Source organism: Paenibacillus piri (assembly GCF_004354045.1).
GTDB classification, from domain to species: Bacteria; Bacillota; Bacilli; order Paenibacillales; family NBRC-103111; genus Paenibacillus_S; species Paenibacillus_S piri.
Window position 1 is genome coordinate 54,198 of the sequence record NZ_SMRT01000013.1, and the last position, 23,111, is coordinate 77,308.

At 49.2% G+C, this 23,111-nt stretch carries 24 protein-coding genes and 3 pseudogenes; 24 read left to right on the top strand and 3 right to left on the bottom strand.

The window, feature by feature from the left end; all coding sequences use genetic code 11:
• From walK to E1757_RS23505, 4 genes are all read left to right on the top strand, one after another.
• A complete protein-coding gene (gene walK, locus E1757_RS23490) occupies positions 1–1,830 on the top strand; it encodes a cell wall metabolism sensor histidine kinase WalK (RefSeq protein WP_133232710.1) in 1,830 nt (609 codons plus the stop codon).
• Positions 1,827–3,125, top strand: coding sequence for a YycH family regulatory protein (locus E1757_RS23495; protein WP_133232712.1), 1,299 nt, complete (start codon positions 1,827–1,829; stop codon positions 3,123–3,125). Before walK ends, E1757_RS23495 begins: the two co-directional genes overlap by 4 nt.
• A gap of 60 nt (positions 3,126–3,185) precedes the next feature.
• Positions 3,186–3,923 (top strand): two-component system regulatory protein YycI, encoded by a 738-nt coding sequence (yycI, locus tag E1757_RS23500; protein ID WP_133232714.1) that lies wholly within the window; start codon positions 3,186–3,188, stop codon positions 3,921–3,923.
• A 198-nt stretch (positions 3,924–4,121) separates the two neighbouring features.
• On the top strand, positions 4,122–4,925 hold the full coding sequence (locus E1757_RS23505) for an MBL fold metallo-hydrolase (RefSeq protein ID WP_133233003.1): 804 nt from the start codon (positions 4,122–4,124) through the stop codon (positions 4,923–4,925).
• Here the strand turns inward: E1757_RS23505 and E1757_RS23510 are convergent.
• A complete protein-coding gene (locus E1757_RS23510; protein WP_133232717.1) occupies positions 4,894–5,115 on the bottom strand; it encodes a hypothetical protein in 222 nt (73 codons plus the stop codon). The genes E1757_RS23505 and E1757_RS23510 overlap by 32 nt on opposite strands.
• A 142-nt stretch (positions 5,116–5,257) precedes the next feature.
• Here E1757_RS23510 and E1757_RS23515 point away from each other — a divergent pair, with 142 nt between their 5' ends.
• From E1757_RS23515 to E1757_RS23590, 17 genes and pseudogenes are all read left to right on the top strand, one after another.
• On the top strand, positions 5,258–6,508 hold the full coding sequence (locus E1757_RS23515) for a S1C family serine protease (RefSeq protein WP_133232719.1): 1,251 nt from the start codon (positions 5,258–5,260) through the stop codon (positions 6,506–6,508).
• Positions 6,509–6,627: 119 nt separating this feature from the next.
• Positions 6,628–6,795 (top strand): CxxH/CxxC protein, encoded by a 168-nt coding sequence (locus tag E1757_RS23520; RefSeq protein ID WP_133232721.1) that lies wholly within the window; start codon positions 6,628–6,630, stop codon positions 6,793–6,795.
• A gap of 363 nt (positions 6,796–7,158) precedes the next feature.
• Positions 7,159–7,638 (top strand): 23S rRNA (pseudouridine(1915)-N(3))-methyltransferase RlmH, encoded by a 480-nt coding sequence (rlmH, locus tag E1757_RS23525; RefSeq protein WP_133232723.1) that lies wholly within the window; start codon positions 7,159–7,161, stop codon positions 7,636–7,638.
• 81 nt (positions 7,639–7,719) lie between these two features.
• Complete coding sequence (locus E1757_RS23530) at positions 7,720–8,760, top strand: ParA family protein (RefSeq protein WP_133232725.1); 1,041 nt, start codon at positions 7,720–7,722, stop codon at positions 8,758–8,760.
• Complete coding sequence (locus tag E1757_RS23535) at positions 8,753–9,616, top strand: SIR2 family NAD-dependent protein deacylase (protein WP_133232727.1); 864 nt, start codon at positions 8,753–8,755, stop codon at positions 9,614–9,616. Before E1757_RS23530 ends, E1757_RS23535 begins: the two co-directional genes overlap by 8 nt.
• Before the next feature lie 522 nt (positions 9,617–10,138).
• Entirely contained in the window at positions 10,139–10,996 is an 858-nt protein-coding gene (locus E1757_RS23540; protein ID WP_246079432.1) for a hypothetical protein, read from the top strand.
• A 125-nt stretch (positions 10,997–11,121) separates the two neighbouring features.
• Positions 11,122–12,042: pseudogene (locus E1757_RS23545) on the top strand (RNA polymerase sigma factor).
• A gap of 48 nt (positions 12,043–12,090) precedes the next feature.
• The gene (locus tag E1757_RS23550; protein ID WP_133232729.1) at positions 12,091–12,465 is read left to right on the top strand and encodes a YciI family protein; all 375 of its coding nucleotides are present in this window, start codon (positions 12,091–12,093) and stop codon (positions 12,463–12,465) included.
• 162 nt (positions 12,466–12,627) lie between these two features.
• Positions 12,628–12,825: pseudogene (locus E1757_RS36615) on the top strand (hypothetical protein); the annotation flags it as partial.
• Between the two features lie 60 nt (positions 12,826–12,885).
• A complete protein-coding gene (locus tag E1757_RS23555) occupies positions 12,886–13,350 on the top strand; it encodes a phage tail protein (RefSeq protein WP_133232731.1) in 465 nt (154 codons plus the stop codon).
• Positions 13,351–13,832: 482 nt separating this feature from the next.
• The gene (locus E1757_RS23560; RefSeq protein ID WP_133232733.1) at positions 13,833–14,756 is read left to right on the top strand and encodes a hypothetical protein; all 924 of its coding nucleotides are present in this window, start codon (positions 13,833–13,835) and stop codon (positions 14,754–14,756) included.
• Positions 14,757–14,835: 79 nt separating this feature from the next.
• Entirely contained in the window at positions 14,836–15,573 is a 738-nt protein-coding gene (locus E1757_RS23565) for an ABC transporter ATP-binding protein (RefSeq protein WP_133232735.1), read from the top strand.
• Positions 15,566–16,312, top strand: a complete 747-nt coding sequence (locus tag E1757_RS23570) for an ABC transporter permease (protein ID WP_165972255.1) — start codon at positions 15,566–15,568, stop codon at positions 16,310–16,312. Before E1757_RS23565 ends, E1757_RS23570 begins: the two co-directional genes overlap by 8 nt.
• 11 nt (positions 16,313–16,323) lie before the next feature.
• Complete coding sequence (locus E1757_RS23575) at positions 16,324–17,793, top strand: sensor histidine kinase (RefSeq protein WP_133232739.1); 1,470 nt, start codon at positions 16,324–16,326, stop codon at positions 17,791–17,793.
• Complete coding sequence (locus E1757_RS23580) at positions 17,771–18,463, top strand: response regulator transcription factor (protein WP_133232741.1); 693 nt, start codon at positions 17,771–17,773, stop codon at positions 18,461–18,463. The genes E1757_RS23575 and E1757_RS23580 overlap by 23 nt, the downstream gene beginning before the upstream one ends.
• 176 nt (positions 18,464–18,639) lie before the next feature.
• Positions 18,640–19,161, top strand: a complete 522-nt coding sequence (locus E1757_RS23585; protein WP_133232743.1) for a DUF2269 family protein — start codon at positions 18,640–18,642, stop codon at positions 19,159–19,161.
• Positions 19,162–19,180: 19 nt separating this feature from the next.
• Positions 19,181–19,621 (top strand): DUF6220 domain-containing protein, encoded by a 441-nt coding sequence (locus E1757_RS23590; protein WP_133232745.1) that lies wholly within the window; start codon positions 19,181–19,183, stop codon positions 19,619–19,621.
• 461 nt (positions 19,622–20,082) lie between these two features.
• Here the strand turns inward: E1757_RS23590 and E1757_RS23595 are convergent, their stop codons facing one another.
• A complete protein-coding gene (locus E1757_RS23595) occupies positions 20,083–20,604 on the bottom strand; it encodes a TetR/AcrR family transcriptional regulator (protein WP_246079434.1) in 522 nt (173 codons plus the stop codon).
• Between the two features lie 289 nt (positions 20,605–20,893).
• Here E1757_RS23595 and E1757_RS23600 point away from each other — a divergent pair, with 289 nt between their 5' ends.
• Both E1757_RS23600 and E1757_RS23605 read left to right on the top strand, forming a co-directional pair.
• Positions 20,894–21,766 (top strand): SDR family oxidoreductase, encoded by an 873-nt coding sequence (locus tag E1757_RS23600; RefSeq protein WP_133232749.1) that lies wholly within the window; start codon positions 20,894–20,896, stop codon positions 21,764–21,766.
• Positions 21,767–21,880: 114 nt separating this feature from the next.
• Complete coding sequence (locus E1757_RS23605; protein ID WP_133232751.1) at positions 21,881–22,189, top strand: VOC family protein; 309 nt, start codon at positions 21,881–21,883, stop codon at positions 22,187–22,189.
• Here E1757_RS23605 and E1757_RS37290 read toward each other — a convergent pair.
• Positions 22,119–22,292 (bottom strand): annotated as a pseudogene (locus E1757_RS37290) (helix-turn-helix domain-containing protein); the annotation flags it as partial. The gene E1757_RS23605 and the pseudogene E1757_RS37290 overlap by 71 nt on opposite strands.
• A 107-nt stretch (positions 22,293–22,399) precedes the next feature.
• Between E1757_RS37290 and E1757_RS23610 the strand changes: the two are divergent.
• Positions 22,400–22,978: a TMEM175 family protein gene (locus tag E1757_RS23610; RefSeq protein ID WP_133233009.1), complete on the top strand. Its 579-nt coding sequence runs from the start codon at positions 22,400–22,402 to the stop codon at positions 22,976–22,978.
• Positions 22,979–23,111 lie beyond the last annotated feature (133 nt).

Consider the following 23,111-nt stretch of genomic DNA (forward strand, 5'->3'; position numbering starts at 1 on the left):
ATGAAAGGCATCCGGTTCTTTCAGTCGATTCAAGCGAAGCTGATCGTAATCTATGTGCTGTTGATCCTGATCGCGATGCAGTTTATCGGGGTTTATTTTATCCGGACGCTGGAGACGTATTTCAAGACCGATTTCATTGATTCGCATAACAAGCAGGCCCAGCTGCTGGCCCAGTTTGTCGAGCCGTATTTGTCGGTAACGGGCGAGGAAAACAAGGGCGAATCCCGGAAAGCCGAGCTGAACGATGTCGTCAACAATCTGTTCGCGATCAGCAATGCGGAAATTCAGGTGATCGATCCGAACGGTATTGTGTTGTCGACGTCGATGGTCAGCCACCAGGCGATCGTCGGCCAGAAAAATACGCAAACCGAGGTCAACCGGGCGCTGCAGGGAATTAAGGACAACCAGCGGATGTTTATCGACCTGGACGGCATGCGGAAAATGATCATCGCCAAGCCGATCGGGTCCGGCGTCAAGGTATACGGCGCGGTGTATATCATCGCCTCGATGGAAGAGCTGTACAACACGATGAATCTGATCAACCGGTTTCTTATAACCGGGACGCTGATCGCTCTCGCGCTGACCGCGGTGCTCGGGGTTATGCTGTCGGCGACGATCACGAATCCGATCAAAGCGATTACAAGGCAGGCGTCGGCAGTGGCGGAGGGACGGTTTAACGCGCAGGTGACGGTAACCGGAAGCGACGAGATCGGGCACCTGGGCCAGACGTTCAACTACATGATGGGACGGCTGAAGGACGCTTTGTCGCTGAATGAGGAAGAAAAAGAGCGGCTCGCTTCCATTTTGTCGAATATGAACGACGGGCTGATCGCGACCGACGATGACGGACGGGTGATCGTTGTGAACCGGCGGGCGAAGCAAATTTTGCAGCTCAATGAGGATACGACGCTTGGCAAGCCGCTCCCCGAGGTGCTCGGCATTTCGCGGGAGGAGATGCGGAAGCTCGAGGACGGAAGAGACCCTTCGATTCTGCTGCGGTTTTATCACGACGAGGAAGAACAGCTGTTCGTCAGGCTGACGTTTACGACGATTTACAGTAAAGGCAAAGGCTCGGCCGGCACGATTGCAGTGCTGCAGGACGTAACGGATCAGGAGAAGCTGGAGGAGTCGCGGCGCGAATTTGTTGCGAACGTATCTCACGAGCTGCGGACCCCGCTGACAACGATTAAAAGCTATTTGGAGGCGCTCGAGGACGGGGCGCTGGAGGACCGGCAGCTGGCCGGGAAGTTCGTCAGCGTCACACGCAACGAAACGGAGCGGATGATCCGGCTCGTTACCGATCTGTTGCAGCTGTCCCGGCTCGATTCCCGGCAGGCGATCATCAGCAAGCAGCTGACGGATGTGTCGGAAATGCTGGAGGAGGTGGCGGACCGCTTCTCCTTTCAGCTCGACCAGCGTTCAATCGCGGTTTCGATTGAAGTCGTTCCGGCGGTCGGCGAGATCGTCCTCGACCGCGACCGGATCGATCAGGTGCTGGACAATCTGATGTCCAACGCGATCAAGTATACGGCGGATGAAGGCCGCATCGCGATCGAAGCCCGCCGTCCGGAGCCGCAGCTGCTCGAAATATCGATTCAAGATAACGGGATGGGCATACCGAAGAAAGATTTGAGCCGGATTTTTGAACGGTTTTACCGCGTCGATAAGGCCCGTTCCCGCAGTATGGGGGGAACAGGCTTAGGCTTATCCATTGCCCGGGAAATAGTCAGGGCGCATGGCGGAACGATTACGCTGGAATCGGAATTGGGACAGGGCACGAAAGTTACGTTCACGCTGCCATACACCACGAATGAGGAGGCTGTAGTATGATCGAGACTGCGAAATCAGTTGTACTGGTGATGCTGGTCGCGCTCAGCCTGCTGCAAAGCTACTATCTATCGTTCAGCTCCCCGAAATTCGACCCGTTGGTGCAGGAGGAGTATGTGAAGCCGGAGCCGATCGGTTCCCAGGCGGTGCTGGAGGATTTGCTGTTTGCCGATCAGTTGGTTCTGCATATGGGCAACCAGCAGCATACGGTATTGTATCCGGATACCGAGGCGTACAAGCGGGTCGTGGAAAATGTGCGGCAGCGTTCTCTGGAAGGCTTCCGAAAAACGACCCCGGCGTTGGTGAACGTCAATTGGGACGATATCCGCAATAAACAGCAGGGCATCGAGGTGCGTTTCCGGGACGGAGTGCCGATTAATGTATTGCAGCGGGTCATGCAGATGAAGGGCGAGCTGCCGGCGGATAACGACATTATTACAAGAGTTTGGATATTCGCCAAGGAATCGAAAGACGATGTGCGGACGATTCTGTTTACGGATACGTATAATACGATGTACGAGGTTATGAAATCGGATATTTCCGCTAAAGATATCGAACGGTTCGTTTCGCTTGAAGGCGTTTTGCCCAAAGAGGAGATCGTGCCTTATAAACTGGCAGGAGACGACTACTATTTGCCGCTCAAGCCGATTTCGTTTCCGACGGTAAAGCTGCCTTTTACCCAATATACGGTAGAACAGCTGAAGCGAAGCTTTTTCGTCGACCCGGCGATTACCCGAAAGCTGTCGGAATGGGACGGCTCGGAGATTTACACGGATACGAAGCGGGGGCTGAAGCTGAAAAACGATCAAAGATGGATGACTTATACCGATCCGATCGCCCCTTTGGACAGCAAGGAGGATTTGCGCGACAATTTGCTGTCTGCAGTGCAGTTTGTGAACCAGCACGGCGGCTGGAACGGCAAATATTCCGTGAACAAGGTGCCCCAGCGGCTGCTGCCGTCCAATCAGGCGTTTTTGTTCCGTCAATATTACGGGTCGCTGCCGGTAATGAATCAGCGCAGCGAAAACATCGGCTTTATTAAAATGGTGCTGCAAAAAGGTGTCGTCGCCAGCTACGAGCGTTCCATGATGATTCCCGATCTGTCGAAGGCCGTAAGCAAAGGTTCGACGTTGATCGGCGGCGAAACGCTGGACGAGAAGCTGAATCAATACGGCAAGAAAAATTCCGTCATTGCGGTATTCCCCGGGTACCGGCCGATCGTAAGCGATCAGGCGATGGAGCTGGTGCCGGCTTGGACGTTGGAGCTGCGCGACGGTACGTACGAGTTTTTGGATTGATCGATGGTTTAGGCGGAGCCGGCATACAGCATACTTTACTGGAAGAAAGGAGGGTAGCCCATGGAGTGGGGACGGGCCAAAACGATCCTGATCGTATCATTTTTGCTGCTGAATTTGGTGCTGGGTCTCCAGCTGTGGACAACCCGCTCGGATCTTCTGGAGTTTGATGCGAACACGGCGAGCGCCGCTGAGGAAATTCAGAAGCTGATGAAGAGCAAGAACATCCAGCTGTCGGCGGAAATACCGAAGGAAGTGCCGCGTCTGCAGGAAATCGAGGTGCGGTTCGATCAAAAGATGAAAACGGACAAGCCGAATGTGTTGGCGGAGCCTTTTAAATACAGCCCGCTTTTGAGCAGGGGCCCGACCAAGGATGCGGCGGCCAAATCGGCGATCCCTTATATGGACAGCTACCAGTATGATCCCGTACTGAGCATGAACGGCGTATATGTGTTCCACCAGCTGTACCGGTCGCTGCCGATGTTCGAGGTGAAGCTGAAGCTTTTTGAACAGAACGGTCTGATCGTATCGTACGAGCAGGGCTATGTACAGGTCACATCTGAAGGCGATCAGAAGGAACAAAAAGTCATTTCGCCGTATACGGTGCTGCGCAGCCTGATCGAGACCTATTTTCCGAGCGGAACGGTAGTCAGCAGCATCAAGTTGGGGTATCATGGACAAGTATTCAATTCCCAGACGATGTTTATGGTGCCGTATTGGAGAGTCGTCGGGAACGGTGAAATTTATTATGTGCATGCGCTGAACGGGGCGGTAGAGCCGCCGCAGCGCAATAAAAAGTAAAGAACGCAATATGAAATAAAGAACGAAATATGAAATAAAGAACGAAATATGAAATAACGGAATAAAAAAGTAAAGGTAGTATCAAGGGGTACGTCTGATTTGCAGTCTTCGCGCATCGCTTCGACAAGGCTCGAGGTTCGACATGGCGCGATTGGCTTGCTGCCGGACTGCTCCTTGAGTCAGATGGGAGTCAGGCGGATGGGGATACGATTCAGTGTTTTGGCCAGCGGGTCGACGGGGAACGCGACGGTTGTGGCAACAGATGAAAGCAAGGTGCTGATCGATGTCGGACTTAGCGCGAAAAAGGTCGACCAGCTGCTGAAGGAGAAAGAAATGTCGGCCGCGGAGCTGGATGCGATTGTTGTGACGCATGAGCATGCCGATCATATTAAAGGGCTCGGGGCAATGGCCCGGAAGTACGACCTGCCGGTCTACGCCAATGAGAAGACATGGGAGGCGCTCGACAAGCAGATTGGGGAAATCGCCGAGGATAAGCGCTGCATATTGGAAACGGGCGATTATGTGAACTTCGGGGAGCTTCGGGTCGAGTCATACGGAATATCGCATGATGCGGCGGAGCCGGTCGGCTATTGCTTTTACGAAGGCGATGAAAAGCTGAGCGTGGCCACCGACCTCGGCTATATGAGCTCCAAGGTAAAGGAGCAAATCAACGACAGCGACGTGCTCATTCTCGAATCGAACCACGATATTGAAATGCTCCGCATGGGGAAATACCCGTGGAACATTAAGCGGCGCATTTTGAGCGACCTGGGCCATTTGTCGAATGAGGCGGCGGGAATAGGCCTGTGCGACGTTATGACATCCCGGACGAAGCGGGTATATTTGGCCCATTTAAGCCGGGATCACAACATCATGGATTTGGCCAGGCTCACCGTGAATAATATGATAGAGGAACGGCTTGCGCCGGAAGACCACCGGGCCAAGCTGATGGATACATACTACGACCGCGCTACAGCGTGGGATCGGCTGGATGAGGAGTAGGCTCATAGGCCGCGTCCAATTGGGCCGACATGGAGGCGATGTCGCTTGCGGTGATGATTTCTTTCTCGACCAGCAGCTCGATCAATGCGCTGACCAGCAGGGCGTTCTGGTAATGGGCGGTTTTTAAGTCGGCGAGCTTGCCGATCAGATCGACTTGTTCCAAATGGTTGGAAATGCGGTTGCGGCTCATAGGGGGGTCATCCTTTCCGGTTTGAATTGTTATACTCTTATTCTAGTCGTCGACAGCTGAAAACATTCCTGCAATTTTAAAAGTTTTTGAGATTGCTAGTAACGGTACACAACTTGGCAGTGCGGAGAGGGAGCGGGCAACGATGAGCTTGTTCGATGATGATTTTTATTCCACAAAAGTATCCCGCAGGACGGAATGGTCGGCGAGGGAAGATATGCCGCCGGTTCAAGGGTTCCGGAAGCAAGTTCCCGGCTGGCTGCTTCCCGCATTGGGGGGAGCCGCAGTCATGCTGGGCTTCGTCTGGTTGTTTGGGGTGGGGGGAGCCCACGAGGCGCGCCCGGCAACGCTGGCTGCATCGTCCGCGGCTGCGGGCGCCGGCTCAGGCTCAGGCGCTGCCGGAGGTATGCCCGACGCCCAGCAGATGAACAGCGATTCGGTCGTGCGCGCTGCCGAGCGGGTGTGGCCGACCGTCATCAGCATTATCGGCTCGAAGCGGGAAGGCGAAAAAGAAAACGTGCGGGGCTCCGTCGGACTCGGCTCCGGGGTGATGTTTCAACAAGCCGGTGATAAAATCCGCATCGTCACCAACAATCATGTCGTCGAGGGCTTCGCCCAGCTCGATGTGGTGACGACGACGGGGGAACGCAAGAAAGCGACTCTGCTGGGGCGGGATCAGATGACCGACCTGGCGGTATTGGAGATCGACGGGAGCGGTATTAAACTGCTGGCCGAGTTTGGCGATTCCGATGCATTGAAGGCCGGCGAGACGGCGATTGCGGTCGGCAATCCGCTTGGCCTCGGCAGTGCGCCCACCATTACCAAAGGCATCATCAGCTGGCCTAAACGGACGATTCCCGTTGCTCTGGGCACGCAGGGAGATTACGATTGGGAGATGGAGGTCATCCAGACCGATGCGGCCATTAATCAAGGGAACAGCGGCGGAGCGCTCGTCAATCTGCAGGGAAAAGTCGTCGGCATCAACACGCTGAAGGTCGCGGATATGGGTGTGGAAGGACTCGGCTTCGCGATCCCGATCAACTCGGCCAAACAAATCATCGATACGTTGATTACCGAGCATAAGATCAAAAGGCCGTATTTGGGCGTCGTTACTCAGGATTTGCAAGCTTTTGCCGGGACGGAAGTATTAAAGCTGCCCTCAAGTGTGAAGACTGGTATTATTGTGATCGATGCGACAGGCCCGGCGAAGGACGCCGGTCTTAAGACGAATGATGTCATAGTGGAGCTGGACGGCAAGCCGGTGAACAGTACGATGGAGCTTCGCAAATATATATACAGCCAGAAAAAAGTCGGCGATAAAATTAACGTCACCTATTACCGCGCAGGTAAAAAGGCTACCGTTACGCTGACGACGGCCGAGCTGAAGGACCGGTAAGCCGGCGTTTTGAGGGGAAATGGTAGACGGTGCGATAGACGCAGCACTGCTGCCAGGGTGACCGCAGGTAAATTGGAAGGGCATAATCTATCATAGATAAAGCGGAGTGGGGTCAAAGGATGCATGTCGTGTGCAAGGATCATTTGGAGCTGGCGATCGATCAATTCGTAGACGAATACGAGGATGCGCCGGACATTGTCGATTTGGAAAAAGTGCGTTTCCCGGCGTGGGAGCCGCCGGCGCATTGCGAACGCTGTGCGGAGCGGGCGCGTTTCCTGGTCGTGTAGCAACAAGGGGAGGAGGTCGTGCGCGGTACGGGGCGGGCCTTCTTTTTGTTTATTCGACGCTCCGCGGCGGATAGCGGAAAGGGACATTAGTGCCGCAATCTATCATGCTGCCATTCATTCCCGTGGCTAAACGAGTATTCAAGCTTGCAGAGGATTGCGGATCATACATAACGATAGAAGTCCGATGATTAAATCGCGGAGAGAGCGGGATCGTGCTGGAGTAGCTAGAACGGTCACCTTTGTCCCCGGATTTCTATAGCTAATGGGGTACACATTCAAGAAATCCGGGTACAACAGAAAGCGGATTCGCTCGCGAAGCGGGCTGCTATTTACCGGGCTTCTAGAGAAAGGCGGGTCAGACCGATGCATATTCAAATCGTAGGGGTCGGGAAAATCAAGGAGAAATTCCTCGTCGACGGGATCGCCGAGTATGTAAAGCGCCTTGGGCCTTATGCCAAGGTGCAGATTGTCGAGGTGCCCGATGAGCGGGCGCCGGAATCGATGAGCGCCGCGGAGGAGGCGCTCGTCAAGCAGCGCGAGGGCGAACGCCTGCTCGCGCAGATCAAGAGCGACGCCTACGTCGTGGCGCTTGCGCTGGACGGCATGCCGCTCTCGAGCGAGGAGCTCGCGCGGCATGTGGAGGGCTTGGCCACGTACGGGCGCAGCCACGTGGCCTTCGTGATCGGGGGCTCGCTGGGCCTCGCCCCCGCGGTATTGGCTCGCGCCGAACTGAAGCTGTCGTTCGGGCGCATGACCTTGCCGCACCAGCTCATGCGGCTGGTGCTGGTGGAGCAGGTGTACCGCGCATTTAAGATTATGCGTGGGGAACCGTATCATAAGTGACGGCGAGTTTTTACAACATATATTGACAATTAACTCCAAAAAAGAATATGGTTGATTTATGATGTTTTTAGGGGGAGTTTTATGAAAGTACTTACTTTTTTCAATAACAAAGGTGGGGTCGGTAAGACAACAATAGCATGCAATGTTGCATCTATTTTTGCAACTGAATTTAATAAGCGTGTCGCATTTATAGATTGTGATCCCCAGTGTAACTCTACTCAGCTAATTGCTGGTCAAGAATTAGCTATTGCGATATATGATGATGAAACGGTATCAAGGAATACAACACTTCTAAAGGCAATAAGACCTTTAGAGGCTGGAGACCCAGAACCAGATATGAACATTCCGTTAATTCGAGCCCATGAAAATAGATTTGGTGTCGATTTACTGCCAGGCCATCCTAGACTATCAGTCATAGAAGATAGATTGAGTACAGCTTGGGGTAATGTTACCGCGGGTAAAGTTGAAGGATTCAGAATAAACAACTGGTTAAACAAAATATGCCAGGGTCAGTTTGCTGAATATGACTACGTGTTTATAGACGTTGGGCCGAGTTTAGGTTCAATTAACCGCTCAGTACTACTTGCTTCGGATTATTTCGTAGCACCCATGGGATGTGATATTTTTAGTTTAATTGGGATTAGAAATATTGGGAAGTGGCTTGAAGAATGGACAAGGTTATATCAAATTGGTGTCAGGACGGCAAATGAATTAAATCCTGGAATTCTTGATGAATATCATATACTACAAGAACCTAAGACATCTAACGCATTTATCGGATTTACGATTCAGCAGTACATAACTAAACAAGTTGCGGGTGTTAGACGTGCAACCGATGCATATGAAGAGATACTAGCAAGAATACCAACTGAAATAAGCGCAGAATTGGGGAATTTTTTTCCAGAAAACTTATCCATAGAAGCCGCAACGCTAGGAGATATACCATACATGTATAGTTTGGTCCCTTTATCCCAAACGGCAGCCGCACCTATACATGCACTGAGGTCAGCAGATGGAATTAGAGGGTCTAGATACACACAGACGACCCAATACAAAGAAATAATAACAAGTGTAGCAGCAAAAATAAGAGATAATATAAGTTTGAGGAATCAAAATGATTAATTTTCCAAGCACATTAATAGAGGAAATTTCCGCTCGAAGATGTATTGTGTTTCTTGGATCCGGAGCATCAGCCTCAAGCGTTTCGGCTTTGGATGCAACTAGGCGTCCCCCTCAATGGGGTGAATTCTTAAGAAATGCGATACCCTTAATTCATATTAAGAGTGACAGGGAGGAAGCACTAAGATTACTTGAAGAAAAATCCTTTTTGGAATGTGCACAAGTGATAGACCATTGTACAATATCCACGGAAATGAATGAATATGTTAGAAGAGAACTACTTCGCCCGAGATTTCAACCGTCACGACTACATGATATAATCCATCGTCTTGATCCAAAAATGGTTATTACAACAAATTATGACCTTATCTATGATTTAAAGTGTCAGGATGGAGTACATCAAGGACTATATTCGATAAAATCATATAATGAAGACGGTATAATAAATGATATTCGCTCTTCTCGACGATTAGTTATAAAAGCTCATGGCAGTGCTACAACCCCGGAAAAGATTATCTTGAGTAGAGAACAGTATTACAGAGCGAGAAGGGACTACCCTCATTTTTATCAGGTGCTTGACGCATTACTTATTACTAACACAGTATTATTCATCGGATATAGTCTACGTGATCCAGATATATTACTTACCTTGGAGAACACTAGTATTTCTTTCAAAAGCCAAAATCCCCATTTCGCAATCATTGAAGAAGGGATGCACCCGGCAATTAAAAATTCTTTTGAAAAAACGTATAATGTGAAGTTTTTAGAATATTCTAGAGGGCAACATGAAGTAATCATAAACTCTTTGGAGAATATATACCCTCAAGTAGAAAGTTATCGTGAGACTGATACACTCTAGAAAAGAGTAGCTTCGCTAGTGGCGACTGCTACTCTTTGTTTTAAAACTTGCCGTTACAGATAGTGCGGAGATTTATTAGCACTCAATAAAAACGAGTGCTAATAAGCGAGCGCGAGATCAAGGGGGAATTTGCACCTATTTTCGGGAAAAACAGACGAAAAAGAGCTAAAATCGCCTAATAGCGACTTTAGCCCTTTTGACTAACTAAATAGGAAAAATATACAATAAAGGTGGGACAGAGTTTTTCCAATTGTCCGCTCGGTAGCACTCAATGTGGGGACATTGAGTATTCTACTAAATGCTTGTCCGTTTCTTTTTTGCGATGAATTCATAGTATCAGATGCTAGATTACTAGACAAGAAGAAAATGATATTATGACAAAATGTTCACAAAGCGTTCGGCTTTTTGTTCCGAAATAGATGAGGCGGGTTTGTAGAGCGACAAAAAGCTAGGAGGTTAGTAGGCTTACATAAAGAGGAACTTCTTTCTGTCCCATAAAACAGGAGAGGTTGATTAAATCATATGCCAATTTCAATTTATGAAGCTTATTACAGAACCGATGATCATGAAGAAAAGGTGAATGTTGGTAACATTGAACAACACGCTAATTTCACTGATGTCAAGAACAATTTGTACTGTACGTATCCAGGTTGTACCGCAAGGCTATCATATGTACCAAGAGGAAAAGTGAGAGCTCACTTTAAAACGTGGCCCAAAGAAGATCATATTCAAGATTGCGTGGACTATTTTGAGAGGGTAGCGACAGCAAACAAACAAAAATCGGGTGTTACGTCTACTATGGCACTAAGTGAGAAACATATTAAAAATGTGCTTGATAACCTGAAGAAAAAGAGAAGAGAACAAGAGTCGGGAACAGACAAGCCGAAATCCAGTAACAATAAAAAGCCTAGACCCACAGTGAATCCAAATTCTGGTGAAAATCCTACTCTTAACATTGTCCCCACAACAGGTCCAGATGCTGATTTGGCAAGCGGAGAGAATAATGTTAAGGAACCTCCTGTTAGAAATAGGTCGTTAGTTAATTTAACTGACGATGATGTGGGTTGGACTAGAAGTGCCGAGGGCTATATTCATAATGTTGAAACAGATGATAAAAGAGCTATTTTAGAATTACGAGATGGAAATCATACCTTAAGAGTATACTTCGAGGAGTTCTTTTTTGATAATGCGCCAGTTAACTTCAGAGGATATTTTGAACGTTTAAAAATTTTGGTGCAAAGAAATAAAGAATTTTTGTTTTCAGGTGTGGGCTTGATAGAGAAACGAAATGAGCACTATGGTATGTTAATTAGTCGTGGCAATGATTTTCGTATCAATTACCAATATATTGCTATCTTTCTCGATAATGCGTCAGCGTAAGACAAGATGATTTAGAGGAGCCGTCCTGTGCAGGACGGTTCCAAAACTGCCGTTATAGACAGCGTGGGGAACCGTACCATAAGTAGTGGCATGTTTTTATCCAGTGCATAAAAGGAGGAATCTTCGTGACGAACACGGCTGTTCATCTCTCCGTCGATGCTATCTGGAGGAACGAGTCGGCTTGGATCATTGCAGGTCTAACACGGATCGTGCGAGATGCAGGAATTGCCGAAGATCTTGCACAAGATGCGCTCCTTATCGCCCTCGAGCGCTGGCCGTTATTAGGCATCCCCGATAACCCGGGCGCATGGCTGATGGCAACAGCCAAACGTCGGGCCATCGATTTGCTGCGCAGAAATAAGTTGAGAGATCGCAAATTATAAGAGCTTGGCTATGGGATACTCCGCGTCTTCCGGTGATGGGTGGCTACGGCCTCTACTATGTGAAGAGGCTCTGCGAATCGGTCGTATATTGGCGGAAATCGTACACGACGAGCCTGAGATCCAAGGACTTGTCGCGCTTATGGAAATCCAAGCGTCTAGGTTTAAAACGCGGGTCGACTCGGCCGGGCAGCCCATTCTGCTTATGGATCAAGACCGGGCGCTCTGGGACGATCTCCTTATTCGATTCAAGCGGCTATTGCTGCTTGTCACGCCCGGGCTCAAACCGCATCGGAGACGGATTGGGTACGGATATCCGCTCTTTATGACGCACTCTCTCATATCGCGCCGACGCCCATCGTAGAGTTAGATCGCGCGGTTATCGTATTGCTGGCATTTGGACCAGCGACAGGACTCGAGATCGTCGATACGTTGGTGTCGGAACCATCCTTGAAAAACTATCATTTATTACCAAGCGTCCGCGGAGATTTACTCATGAAATTAGGGCGACTCGACGATGCCTATTTGGAATTCAAACGCACCGCGGCGCTTGCGGTCAACGAACGCGAGAAAGAGTTTCTGTTGAAACGTGCCGGAGAATGTACTGAAGTTGGAAATTTTCTTTTAAAGGTATGTCGATTTAATTGTATATCATTCGTTGATTAAATAGAGGCAAAAAAAAGCTTCAATTTAACGTCAAAGGAGAAATAAACCATGAAATTCCTGTGTCTGGGTTACTTGGAATCAGCGAAAATGGATGCTCGTCCCAAGGAAGAGATTGATGCCGTTATGCACGAATGTCGGCCTCACCTAGAGGAACTCTACAAGAGCGGCCAAGTGATTATCGATGCTGGTCTTGCCACCGAAACGAAATGTTTGCGACGGGCGAATGGGAAGGTCAAGGTTATGGACGGTCCTTTTATAGAAACGAAGGAGATGATTGGCAGCGCTTTTCTCATAGAAGCAAAGGACATGGAGGAAGCAATTCGGATTGCCTCCTTACATCCGACCGTACAGGTGGGTGCGGGAGAGCAGTTTGGATGGGGGATTGAGATCCGTCCGATCCACTACTTCGATCGAAGGGACTAAAGGAGTCGTTTATTCGATACTTCAACGGAAGGCCACCCCGCTAAGGGATGGCCTTTAAAACTTGCCGTTACAGACAGCGCGGGGAACCGTATCTTAAGTGACGGCAAGTTTTATTGGCGGTAATGAAGAATCCTACGTTTTTCCTTTAATCAAGTTATAGCGATATGGTTTCAATTCGTTGAAATGAAGGGTTTTGCCGCAACAGCGTCGTATATTTGTTGTATGTTTAAAGAGGTGTTTGTTAATACCAATTTATGTGAACACCATTTATCAGATCAACAAAATCGCCGGTCAAAATTCATGTTCTACATTCGGCCTAAATTTGTATCGTCAAAAGAAACAACTTGGAGAATGACTTAGTTTCTGGTGAAATGTGGATTCCTGTTGTTAGGAAACAAAGAGATAAGAGGAGAGATGGAAATGTCCTATATCGTTGATTTCAAAAATGTGTCTACGGTTGGTTTGGAGTCTTCACCTGTAGCAGAAGCGCTTGCTGGTTTACGTGCTAATGAAGCCCGTTACTTTATGAACAAATACAAGCATGAATTTACGGTTGTACCAGCTAGCGAAAGTCAGGATAGCCTTGATTACGTGAACCGAATTTTGAAAGAAGAACGTGATATTGAGTTTGCGGCCAAACCTTTGGAAACGTCGCGTTTTCAAGTGGAAAATATCCAGTTTACCTATGTCTTTTATGAGGATGGTCTTGGGCTTAATGTCATGTATACGGTTGATGACCCTAAGAAGCGGGCCGTTGGGTTTAAGCTTTCTGAGGGGATGGAGGTACCAAAGGAGTTAGAAGGAAAGTTTAAGTTTGCTAGGCAGAAATCTAAACTAGCGGGAACAATTCGGGGCTCATTTTTTGTAATTAAAGGACAATATTAAAGAGTAAGGCCTGTTGAGTTATTTATTACTCGTTCCTTTTGAGTGTGAAGAATGTAAGCCTCTATTCCGAGCGGCGGAATAAGAGGCTTTTTCTGTATGTTTGCCCCACAAGCCAAGCGACTAACTGGCCGACAAGTCTGTAATCTAGCGAATGAGCTGCACGACAAAATCAGGCTTGGATATCCTCGTCTGGGATTGTTATTTGATGCGACATTTACGAATTGACCGAACCCTTGCTCCCTCATGATCGGTAGTCCGGCAGCCCTTTTTCCGAAAAAATAACAGTACCGCTTCGTCCTGCTGTGCGATGGCCGGGACTTTTTCTTAGTTTATAGTTTTTTTAGATTTCGGTTAGAGTCGCTTTAGACATGGGGGCTAAGATGAATACATGAAGGCTACGGCGAGTCTGGCGCGGAGGTGAAGACGAAAAACATCACATGGGCCGAAAGCTTTCAGAAAATATGAAATTCAGGAGGACTATCATGAGAAAAAAATGGTTGATCGCGGGAACAGGTTTCGGCATCGGTGCCGTTATGCTGGTTGTCGGGGGTTTATCGGCAATGGCAAATACATCCGGATATGATGCGTACAAAACGGCAGCGAAAAATTTGAAGGCGGAGTCTAGCCTTACCGCCAATGCGGATTTGACGATCACCGATAACGGGAAGAATGTACTGTCCGGTACGGCGAACGTTAAGCTGAATCATGCAGCAGGGATGGCGGGCAGCGTAGCGGCAGCTTTCAACGATGGAACGAATACGCAGACGCTGAATGTGTTTTGCGAGGAGGGCAAAGTGATTTTCAAGAGCTCGGCTGATGACGTTTACCGGGTGATGGACCACAGCGGATCGGGCCCGCAGCATGAAGGTGACAAGCCGGGGATGCCCAAGGCGGCGGAGCAGGTCCTTGACCAGCTGATGGGAAATATGAAGGGACTTGCGACGGTAGAGAACGGTCTGGACGGCGGCAAGGAAGCTTCTCTACATTTATCCGGAAGCCAGATTCCCGCAGTCGTGAATGCGCTCGGCAGTCTGGCCGTTTCGCCGAAGAATCATGACGGGAGCGGCTGGCATCGCGGCGGCTGGAACGAAGACGGGAAAGACGGGAACCCCTTCTTCGCTGCTTCGGATCTGAAGGTGAACATGCCGAAGCTGGTTGACGACATCAAGGTGGAGGCCGTCAATCTGGACGCCAAGATTAATCCGGACAATGTTCTGGTAGGGCAAACGGCGGAAATCAACGTTACCGGCAAGGATAGTTCTGGCAATAGCCATGCGGTCGCCATCCGGCTCCACGTCGATTTCTCCGGGTTTAACCAAACTTCACCGGATCGAATCGACTTGACGGGAAAACAAACCGTTCCAATTCAGAATCAATGGTCGAACCGCGGCGGCTGGCATCATTAATCGGCTGAGCAACCGGATCATCCAGCAGGTCCGGTTGCTCTCCCGCCACAAAAAATCCCTTGGAAGGAGTGAATGGAAGTTGGGCAGCATATTGGAAGTGGAAGAAGTGACCAAATTATATGCAAACGGCCGTGGCGTCCGGAATATCAGCTTCGAGGTTTGCAAGGGCGACATATTCGGGTTTATCGGCCCGAACGGTGCAGGAAAAACGACCATGCTGAAGATCATGATGGGATTGATACGGCCGGACCGAGGTAGCATCCGTATATTCGGACACAGCGTAAGCGATCGTTTTGAACAGGCGATGGCACAGGTCGGCTGCATGATCGAAACAGCGGATGCCTACGAGTATTTAAGCGCCTACGATAATCTCAAGCTGTCCGCCAGGTTTTACCGCGACCTGCCGAAGACAAGAATCAGTCAAGTCCTCGAACAAGTCAACCTGGCCGACTACAAAAAAGAACGGGTGGACGTCTATTCGCTCGGTATGAAGCAGCGTCTGGCACTCGCCTCGGCCTTGTTGTCAAAACCACAGGTGGTCATTTTGGATGAACCGACCAACGGCCTGGATGTGGAAGGAATGGTCGAATTCCGCAGGGTGATTCTGCAGCTGGCTCGTGAAGAGGGCATTACCTTCATAATCTCCAGTCATCTGATGCATGATTTAAGCATGGTAGCAAACCGCATAGGGATTATGAACAACGGACATTTAATACGCCTTGGAGCCGTCCATGAGCTGATAAATAAAGAAGTGACGCTCGAGGAGTATGTGGTTTCGCAAATCCAATTTTCACAAGAAGGTGAGTATCATGTATAGTTTATATGCAAATGTGATGAATGAAACCGAAAAAATGTGGAAGCGCCGGAGGACAATAGTTTTTCTGATGCTTACTCTTCTCATACCGGTTCTTTCCGCCGTCATGCTCTCTTCGGTGCAAAATGCCGGCGTGTTCGGCGGCCTCGGAGGGAGCCTGCCAATGCTGATGCTGAGCTTGTTCACCGTCTCCTTGCTTCCTTTGTTCCTGTTTATAACCGCCGCCGATTCCTTCTCCGGCGAAGAAGCCGCCCGAACGATGAAGCTCATTCTGGTACGGCCCATTACGCGGGCCAAAGCCTTCTCGTCGAAGGTGCTCGCCATGGCGTTCTACATCGGCGTTCAGCTCGCGACGCTTTGGCTCGTCTCCGTCTTAGCGGGATGGTTCGCGCCGGGCGGAGGGATGACGGGCAGCCTGGCGGACAGCATCAAGGCTTATGCGGCTGCGTTCGTGCCCATGTTCGCGATCGGTTTGATTGCGGCATTCATCGCCCAGTGCTTCGGCAGCAGCTCGGGAGCCATGGCGCTGACGATCTGCATCTACGCCGCGGCTAAGGTTTTGCCGTTCTTTTTCCCTTTCCTGTCCGTATGGTCCGTCTTTTCCTATACGAACTGGTATGTGCTTTGGATCGGAAAAGCGGCTTCGGTCAGCAAGCTGTTCAATACGTTCGTTTTACTTTTCTCCTATAGTATAATGGCTTATACAGGGGGATGGCTTCTGTTCGAGAGAAAACAACTTTAGGAGATATGCTCATGTCCATCAAGACGAGATTGCTGTTATCCTATATCGCCATGACCTTCATTCCCGTCGTTCTGTTCGCGTTCATTGCCGTGATGCTAGCTTCGGTCTTTTTTAAGGATATGGCGGGAGTCGGTGACGGGAGAGGGCCCTTTTGGAAAGCATCGAATGAGCACAGCGAGCTCATTGCCGGCGTAAAGTTTACGGCTCGAACAGACCCGGACCGGCTTGTGGACAGCGGGTTCCTGAAAAGAACGGATGAACAATTGCAGCTTCTTCAGACGGGGCTTGTCGTTATGAGGAATAACGGGATCACCTTCATTTCCCCTAATTTGGACGCAGCAGATTTGGGACGGCAGCTCCAGGATCCGCAAACGTCCGGATGGGGTAAAAACACCAGGGAACGCTACTCGGTGAGTACGGTCGATTTTACGTTTGGTGACGGCAGCGCCGGCAAGCTGTTCCTGTTTTCCGATATGAATTTATTCTACAGTGAAGCGAGCCGGTTTTTCCCGCTGCTCTTTCTGTCCCTGCTGCTAGTCATCGGGCTGACCAACGGACTGTTGACACTGCTTGTCTCCCGCAGCCTGATCCAGCCTTTGTATGCGCTGAGGCGTGCTGCGGAGCAAATCAAAGAGGGCGATTTAAGCCAGAAGGTAAACCTGAAGCGAAAGGACGAAATTGGAGAGGTGGGCGCCGCCTTTGAAGAAATGCGCATCAGGCTGAACGATTCGATACGCCTTCAGCTGCAGTATGAGGAGAACCGTAAAGACTTGATTTCAAGCATTTCGCATGACCTGAAAACGCCGATTGCCGGCATTAAAGCCTGTGTCGAAGGCATTCGCGACGGCATCGCCGATACGGAGCCGAAACGGGAAAAATATATGAGCATGATTGCCAAAAAAACGGACGATATGGACCGTTTGATTGACGAGCTGTTTTTATTCTCGAAGCTGGATTTGAAGAGACTGCCTTTTAACCTAGAGGCTATCGATCTCGCGGCTTATTTGCGCGATTGTGCGGAGGAGTTTCGCGCGGACCCGCGAATGAACGGGACAACGGTTGCGTTCGCCTATGCTGGCGAAGGACCGGTCATCGTAATCGCCGACCGCGAAAAGCTGCGCAGAGTGATTATGAATATTATCGACAACAGTCTGAAATATATGAATAAGACGAAGCCGGAGATCATATTGGAGCTGCTGGATGGCGAAGGCGCGGCTACGGTGAAAATCGAGGATAACGGAGAAGGTATTATGGAGGAGGCTCTGCCGCATATTTTCGACCGGTTCTATCGGGCGGAGCCGTCAAGAAATACGGATACGGGAAGCAGCGGACTCGGACTTGCGATCGTCAAACAAATCGTGGAAGGGCAGGGTGGCAAGGTATGGGCGGAAAGCCGAACGGGAGAAGGGACCGCTATTTATTTCACGCTGCCGAAGACAAGACAGGCGGTGAACGGCCATGAAACGGATCTTAATCATTGAGGACGATCAGGTCATTCTGGAGGTTCAGAAGGATTATCTGGAAGCAAGCGGCTTCGAGGTGGAGATCGCGGCCAGCGGTGATATCGGCCAGCGGAAGGCTTTGGAAGAAGATTTTGATCTGATCATACTCGATTTGATGCTGCCGAAAACGGACGGATTCGAAATTTGCAGACAGGTTCGTCAGAGCAAGAACATTCCGATCCTGATGGTTTCCGCCAAGAAAGAGGATATCGATAAAATTCGCGGCCTCGGTCTTGGCGCCGACGATTATATGACCAAGCCGTTCAGCGTGGGCGAGCTGGTCGCCCGGGTCAAAGCCCATCTGGCCCGGTACGACCGTTTGATGGCGGATAACGGAGCCAAACAGAAGGACGAAATCCGTATAAGAGGGATTAGAATCGACAAGCGGTCCCACAAGGTGTTCGTCAATGAATCGGAGGTCGCCTTTACATCCAAGGAATTCGATATGTTGCTGTTTCTGGCCATGCACCCTAACCGGGTGTTCAGCAAAGATGAGCTGTTCGAAAAAATCTGGGGATTGGACGCTTTGGGGGACAACGCAACGGTGACCGTATTTATAAGCAAGCTGCGGGAAAAAATCGAAAGCGACCCGTCGAAGCCACAGTACATCGAGACGATTTGGGGAGTAGGCTACCGCTTGAATTTGTAGGAACGCATACTGAATATAGCGTGCAGGAAAGAGACCGATTTCATTCAGTTTTATGAAATCGGTCTCTTTACATGTTATTTTCGGGTTTTATACTTTTTTTAGATTTGGGTAAGAGTCCATTTAGACATACATACTATCATTAAATCAATCGGTTTTGAAAGCAGGAGGTGAATATTATGGGAAAAATCGGAGCAACCGAGAGAAAGTGGCTGCTGACACTCCATCTGTTGTTTTCCGGCCTGATGCTTGGAGAAGCGTTTGTCTTTCTGATTCTGAGCATTGCCGCGGCAACCACGAACGATGCCGGCATGCTTCAAGGGTTTTATACCAGTATGCATGTGTTATCCAAGACAGCTGTTCGGTATTCGGTCGTGTTTGCTGTAATCACCGGGATTTTACTGTCGGTACGGACCCATTGGGGGCTCTTCAAATTTTACTGGATTATCGCCAAGGAGGGCTTGACGCTTCTTTCCGTCGCATTGGGACCAATCGGCATGTATGTCTGGACGCTCAAAGCTGTCAAGCTGACAACGGCAGAAGGGTCAAGCGTCCTTCAGGATCCGGCGTTCATCGTGAACAGAGGCGAGCTGTGGATAGGGATTATTCTCCAGATCCTTTCTCTTCTCGCAATATTGATGCTGTCCGTCTTCAAACCGTGGGGATCTCGAAATCGAAAACAGCGGTCAAATCTTGTATGAATGAAGGGAGAAAAGAAACGTGGAAAATGAAAAAGCAACAATTACGCATACTCGCGGCCGGGTAGTTAGATGGGTTTACGCGTTATTAGCAGCGGTTTACTTCGTGTGCGTGATTCTCCAAGTATTTTTTGCAGGTATGGGGATTTTTGTTAACCCTGATGACTTGCAGCTGCATCGCACATTCGCCAATTATTTCGAATTTGGGTCGATCATCATGTTCTTGCTGTCGTTTCTTGGGAGTATCCGGGGAGGACTGCGGTGGTGGACGCTGGGACTGTTTGCACTCACTGCGTTGCAACACATGACCATTCAAACGTTCACCGGGTTTCTCCCGGCATTCCATACGGTTGACGCTTTGTTGTTGTTTGGCATATCGATGCATTTAACAAAACGCTCCTGGCCATGGCTGATGTTGCGGACGGAAAGAAGGGTATCCGAGGAGAAGGGGCGTGCGCTATGAAGGGGAGAAACGCAGCGTCTGTCTGCGCAAACGATACCTCCAATCGGCAAGACCCGAGGCCGCTTACTTACTCGCTGACAGGCGAATACCCGGGACTCAGAAAACCTAAGGTCGTATATGCCAGTGCGAACAAGTAAGGTCCGGCGACTGCTCCGAGCGCGTACCACCGATGGATTCCTGAAACGGTAAAGCTTCGATTAGCTGCTGCAGTTTGCATCATACCTGTATCTGTCCTTTTGTTATGTCATGTCTTAAAGAATCGGAGCAAGTAACGGCAAGTTTTTATTTCATGCTTTTTTACTTTTTCTTCGAATTCAATCTCGATGACCTCGAATCGTTGGCCCTTCTTCATTTTGATCTGGCGGATCATGTACTGGAGAAGGGTATTTGCGTTTCGGTTGAATCGGACGTTGCTGCTCTTGCAGAATAAGGATAATTTCTCGTTCAGTCTTTTATCCGGTTTATCGTACCCAAACGGGTACTAAACTGACCTCCGCAACCTCCAACACGTCTTTTACCATCGTTTCCACCGTGTGGTCTTGGGGACTGCGGCTATATTGCATGGCCGACCCGAATATGCCCCAGCTTAAGACTAGGGCCGTAGCTTCCACTCTCTCTTTTGAAAAGGCGGCAATTGACTCCTCGCTTAACCATTTGAGCAGGAGCCGATGAACTTCCTTTTGCATTGCGATTTCAAACATCGGTTCAAACTGCTTGTCTCCCGGAGTCATGTATTGCCGAAACCGGATAAGAAAATCGAATATGGTTTGAATGAGGGTTCGCAAGTTATTCATATCGAATTTTGAATCATCGGGCAATCTTTTCCGTAAGATCATCTGGAACTTTTCCGTCATCCAATTCTCAAGAAAAGCATATTTATCCTCGAAATGCGCATAAAAGGTGGAGCGATTAACGGTCGCTCTTGTCGTAATATCCTGCACAGAAATGGAGTATATATTTTTCTTTTGCTCGAGCAGTTCCATGAAGGATTGCATGAATAATTGACGCGTTCGTTTTACTCGAGGATCAGTAGGGTTTACTGTCACAGTACATCACACTTTCTTATGGAATTAAAAACAACAAAAATACATAAAAGTTGTCAACACAACAATAACAGCCTTCTGCTGGTTGTTCTAAAAGCTCAACCCCCTTATCCTTTGTTTATACAATGTATTTTACACGAAACTGTTGTGTAGGTAACGTTGTATGAATATTCAAGTTCGCGACTGATGCACTCGTGTGGGTAAAACAAAAGAAAGGATGATTGTTATAATGATTATCGTTACTGGAGCTAATGGGAAATTGGGTCGGGCGGTGGTAGAGCAGTTGCTTAAGCGTGTTCCTGCCGCGCAGATTGGTGTGAGTGTCCGCGAACCGAATAAGGCATATGAACTTCAGGAATTTGGGGTTCGTGTCCGGCAGGGTGATTTCGAAGACGCCGAGAGTCTGATCCATTCCTTTGAGGGAGCGTCACAAGTTCTCATCGTTTCGTCCGGCAACCTGGGGGAAGCCGGAATTCGTCAACATCAAACAGCAATTGACACAGCAAAGAAGGCCGGTGCAAGTCGAGTACTATATACAAGCCATATGGGGGCTTCTCCGATGTCGTACTTCATACCTATGATCCACCATGCTGCTACCGAAGAAATGCTTAAGGCCTCAGGTATTGCCTTCACGTCGCTTCGTAACGGCTATTACGCCGCATCAGCGCTTATGTTGATCGGTGGAGCAATCAAAACAGGGGAATTGATCGCTCCTGAGGATGGTCCGGTTGCTTGGACATCGCACTCCGACTTAGCCGAAGCTATAGCGGCTATCATAACTGATCAAAAATATGACGGCATAACTCCTAACCTTACCGCATCCGAAGCGATTGACATGGACGGTATCGCTTCGATTGCCTCGGAGATTATCGGTCGCCCTATCCGCCGAACTATCGTGTCCGATGAACGGTATCGGGACTACTTAATGTCCCAAGGTCTCCCTGAAGCGAGGGCCAACCTGCTTACGGGTATTTTTCTTGCGAGCCGGAAAGGCGATTTCGCGCAAACCGATCCCGCTCTAGCTAACCTGACCGGTCGAGTACCGATGACGTTTAGAGATGTATTGAAAGAGTCGATTTCTCAAGAACCGTACCACAAATAACGGCAAGTTTTTCGTGTTTTTACAATACCGGTTTCCGTGAATTTGTTAAATTGGGCATAGGAAACCTTTGTACTATCGGGTTAGCCACAATTTGTACAGAAAGGTAGTGGAACAATGAAATTGTCGCAAATCAGACTGTTGGTAAAAGATTTCCATCAAAGTGTAGCGTTTTATAGAGACGTGATGGAGCTTCCAATGGGCTTTTCCGCAGAGGCGATGCAGTTCGCATCATTTAATACAGGCGAAACCAAAATCGAAATTTATGCTCATTCCGAATACTTCCTGGAAAGGCACCATGCGGTCCCACAATTCGCGAATTGTCTCTTTCAAACACAAGATGAACGGAAGGATGAGGCAAGGTTTCATGAAGGTGCGGTTCCTGTCCCCGAAGATCCCAGCGGACAACCCAATGATGCTCAATGAAATGAATGAGATCGGCGGAGGGCGAGTACCGGGAAACTGAAAATTTGGGATTTTCCTTATTTACATTTAAGATTCCGACGGGTTTGCCGAGTTTCGATTGCATCAGAGGTCACTCCAGTATAGAATAGTTGACAGTATGAAGGGTTTTATGCAAAGTTTCTGTTGTCGTATGAATTAAAAAGCGCGAAGAGAGGAAGAGGTGAGCCCACTCTGAAGGCGAATCGGATGGAAGCATTCAGTGATGGCGTGTTGGCGATTATCATTACGATCATGGTGTTGGAATTTAAAGTGCCGGAAGGCCATGACTGGTATGCACTGAGCGAACTCGGCCCAAAAATTCTTAGCTACATCTTCAGTTTCGTTTATGTCGGTATCTACTGGAACAATCATCATCATCTGCTGCACATGGTTCGCATGATGAACGGGCGGTTGATGTGGATCAACCTGCTGCTTCTCTTCTGGTTATCCCTTGTGCCGTTCACGACAGCTTGGATGGGGGAAAGCCATTTTGCAGCTACTCCAACGGCGCTATACGGTATTATTCTACTATTAGCGGCGTTCTCGTACTGGCTACTTCAGCACGCGATTATTAAACAACATTCCGGTGATTCCTCGTTCGTCTTGGCAATGGGCAAAGACTGGAAGGGGAAATTATCTCCCTTGCTGTACTTGATCGCGGCCTTAACCGCATATGTGAGCCCCTGGATATCCGGCTTCTTTTTCGTACTCGTTGCCATGATCTGGTTCTTGCCGGATAAGCGAATCGAGCACGCCCTGAGAGGCCACTAAGATATGCTCTTTGATTCTCGCCTGCAGGCGGGATTCGAAGAGCTTTTTTTTGGCTGACACAGCCGCCTTGAAACCTCTTTCGTAGCCCCGGGGTTCGCCTTCGTCCGGGCAGCGGCTGTATCCCCGCCTCTGA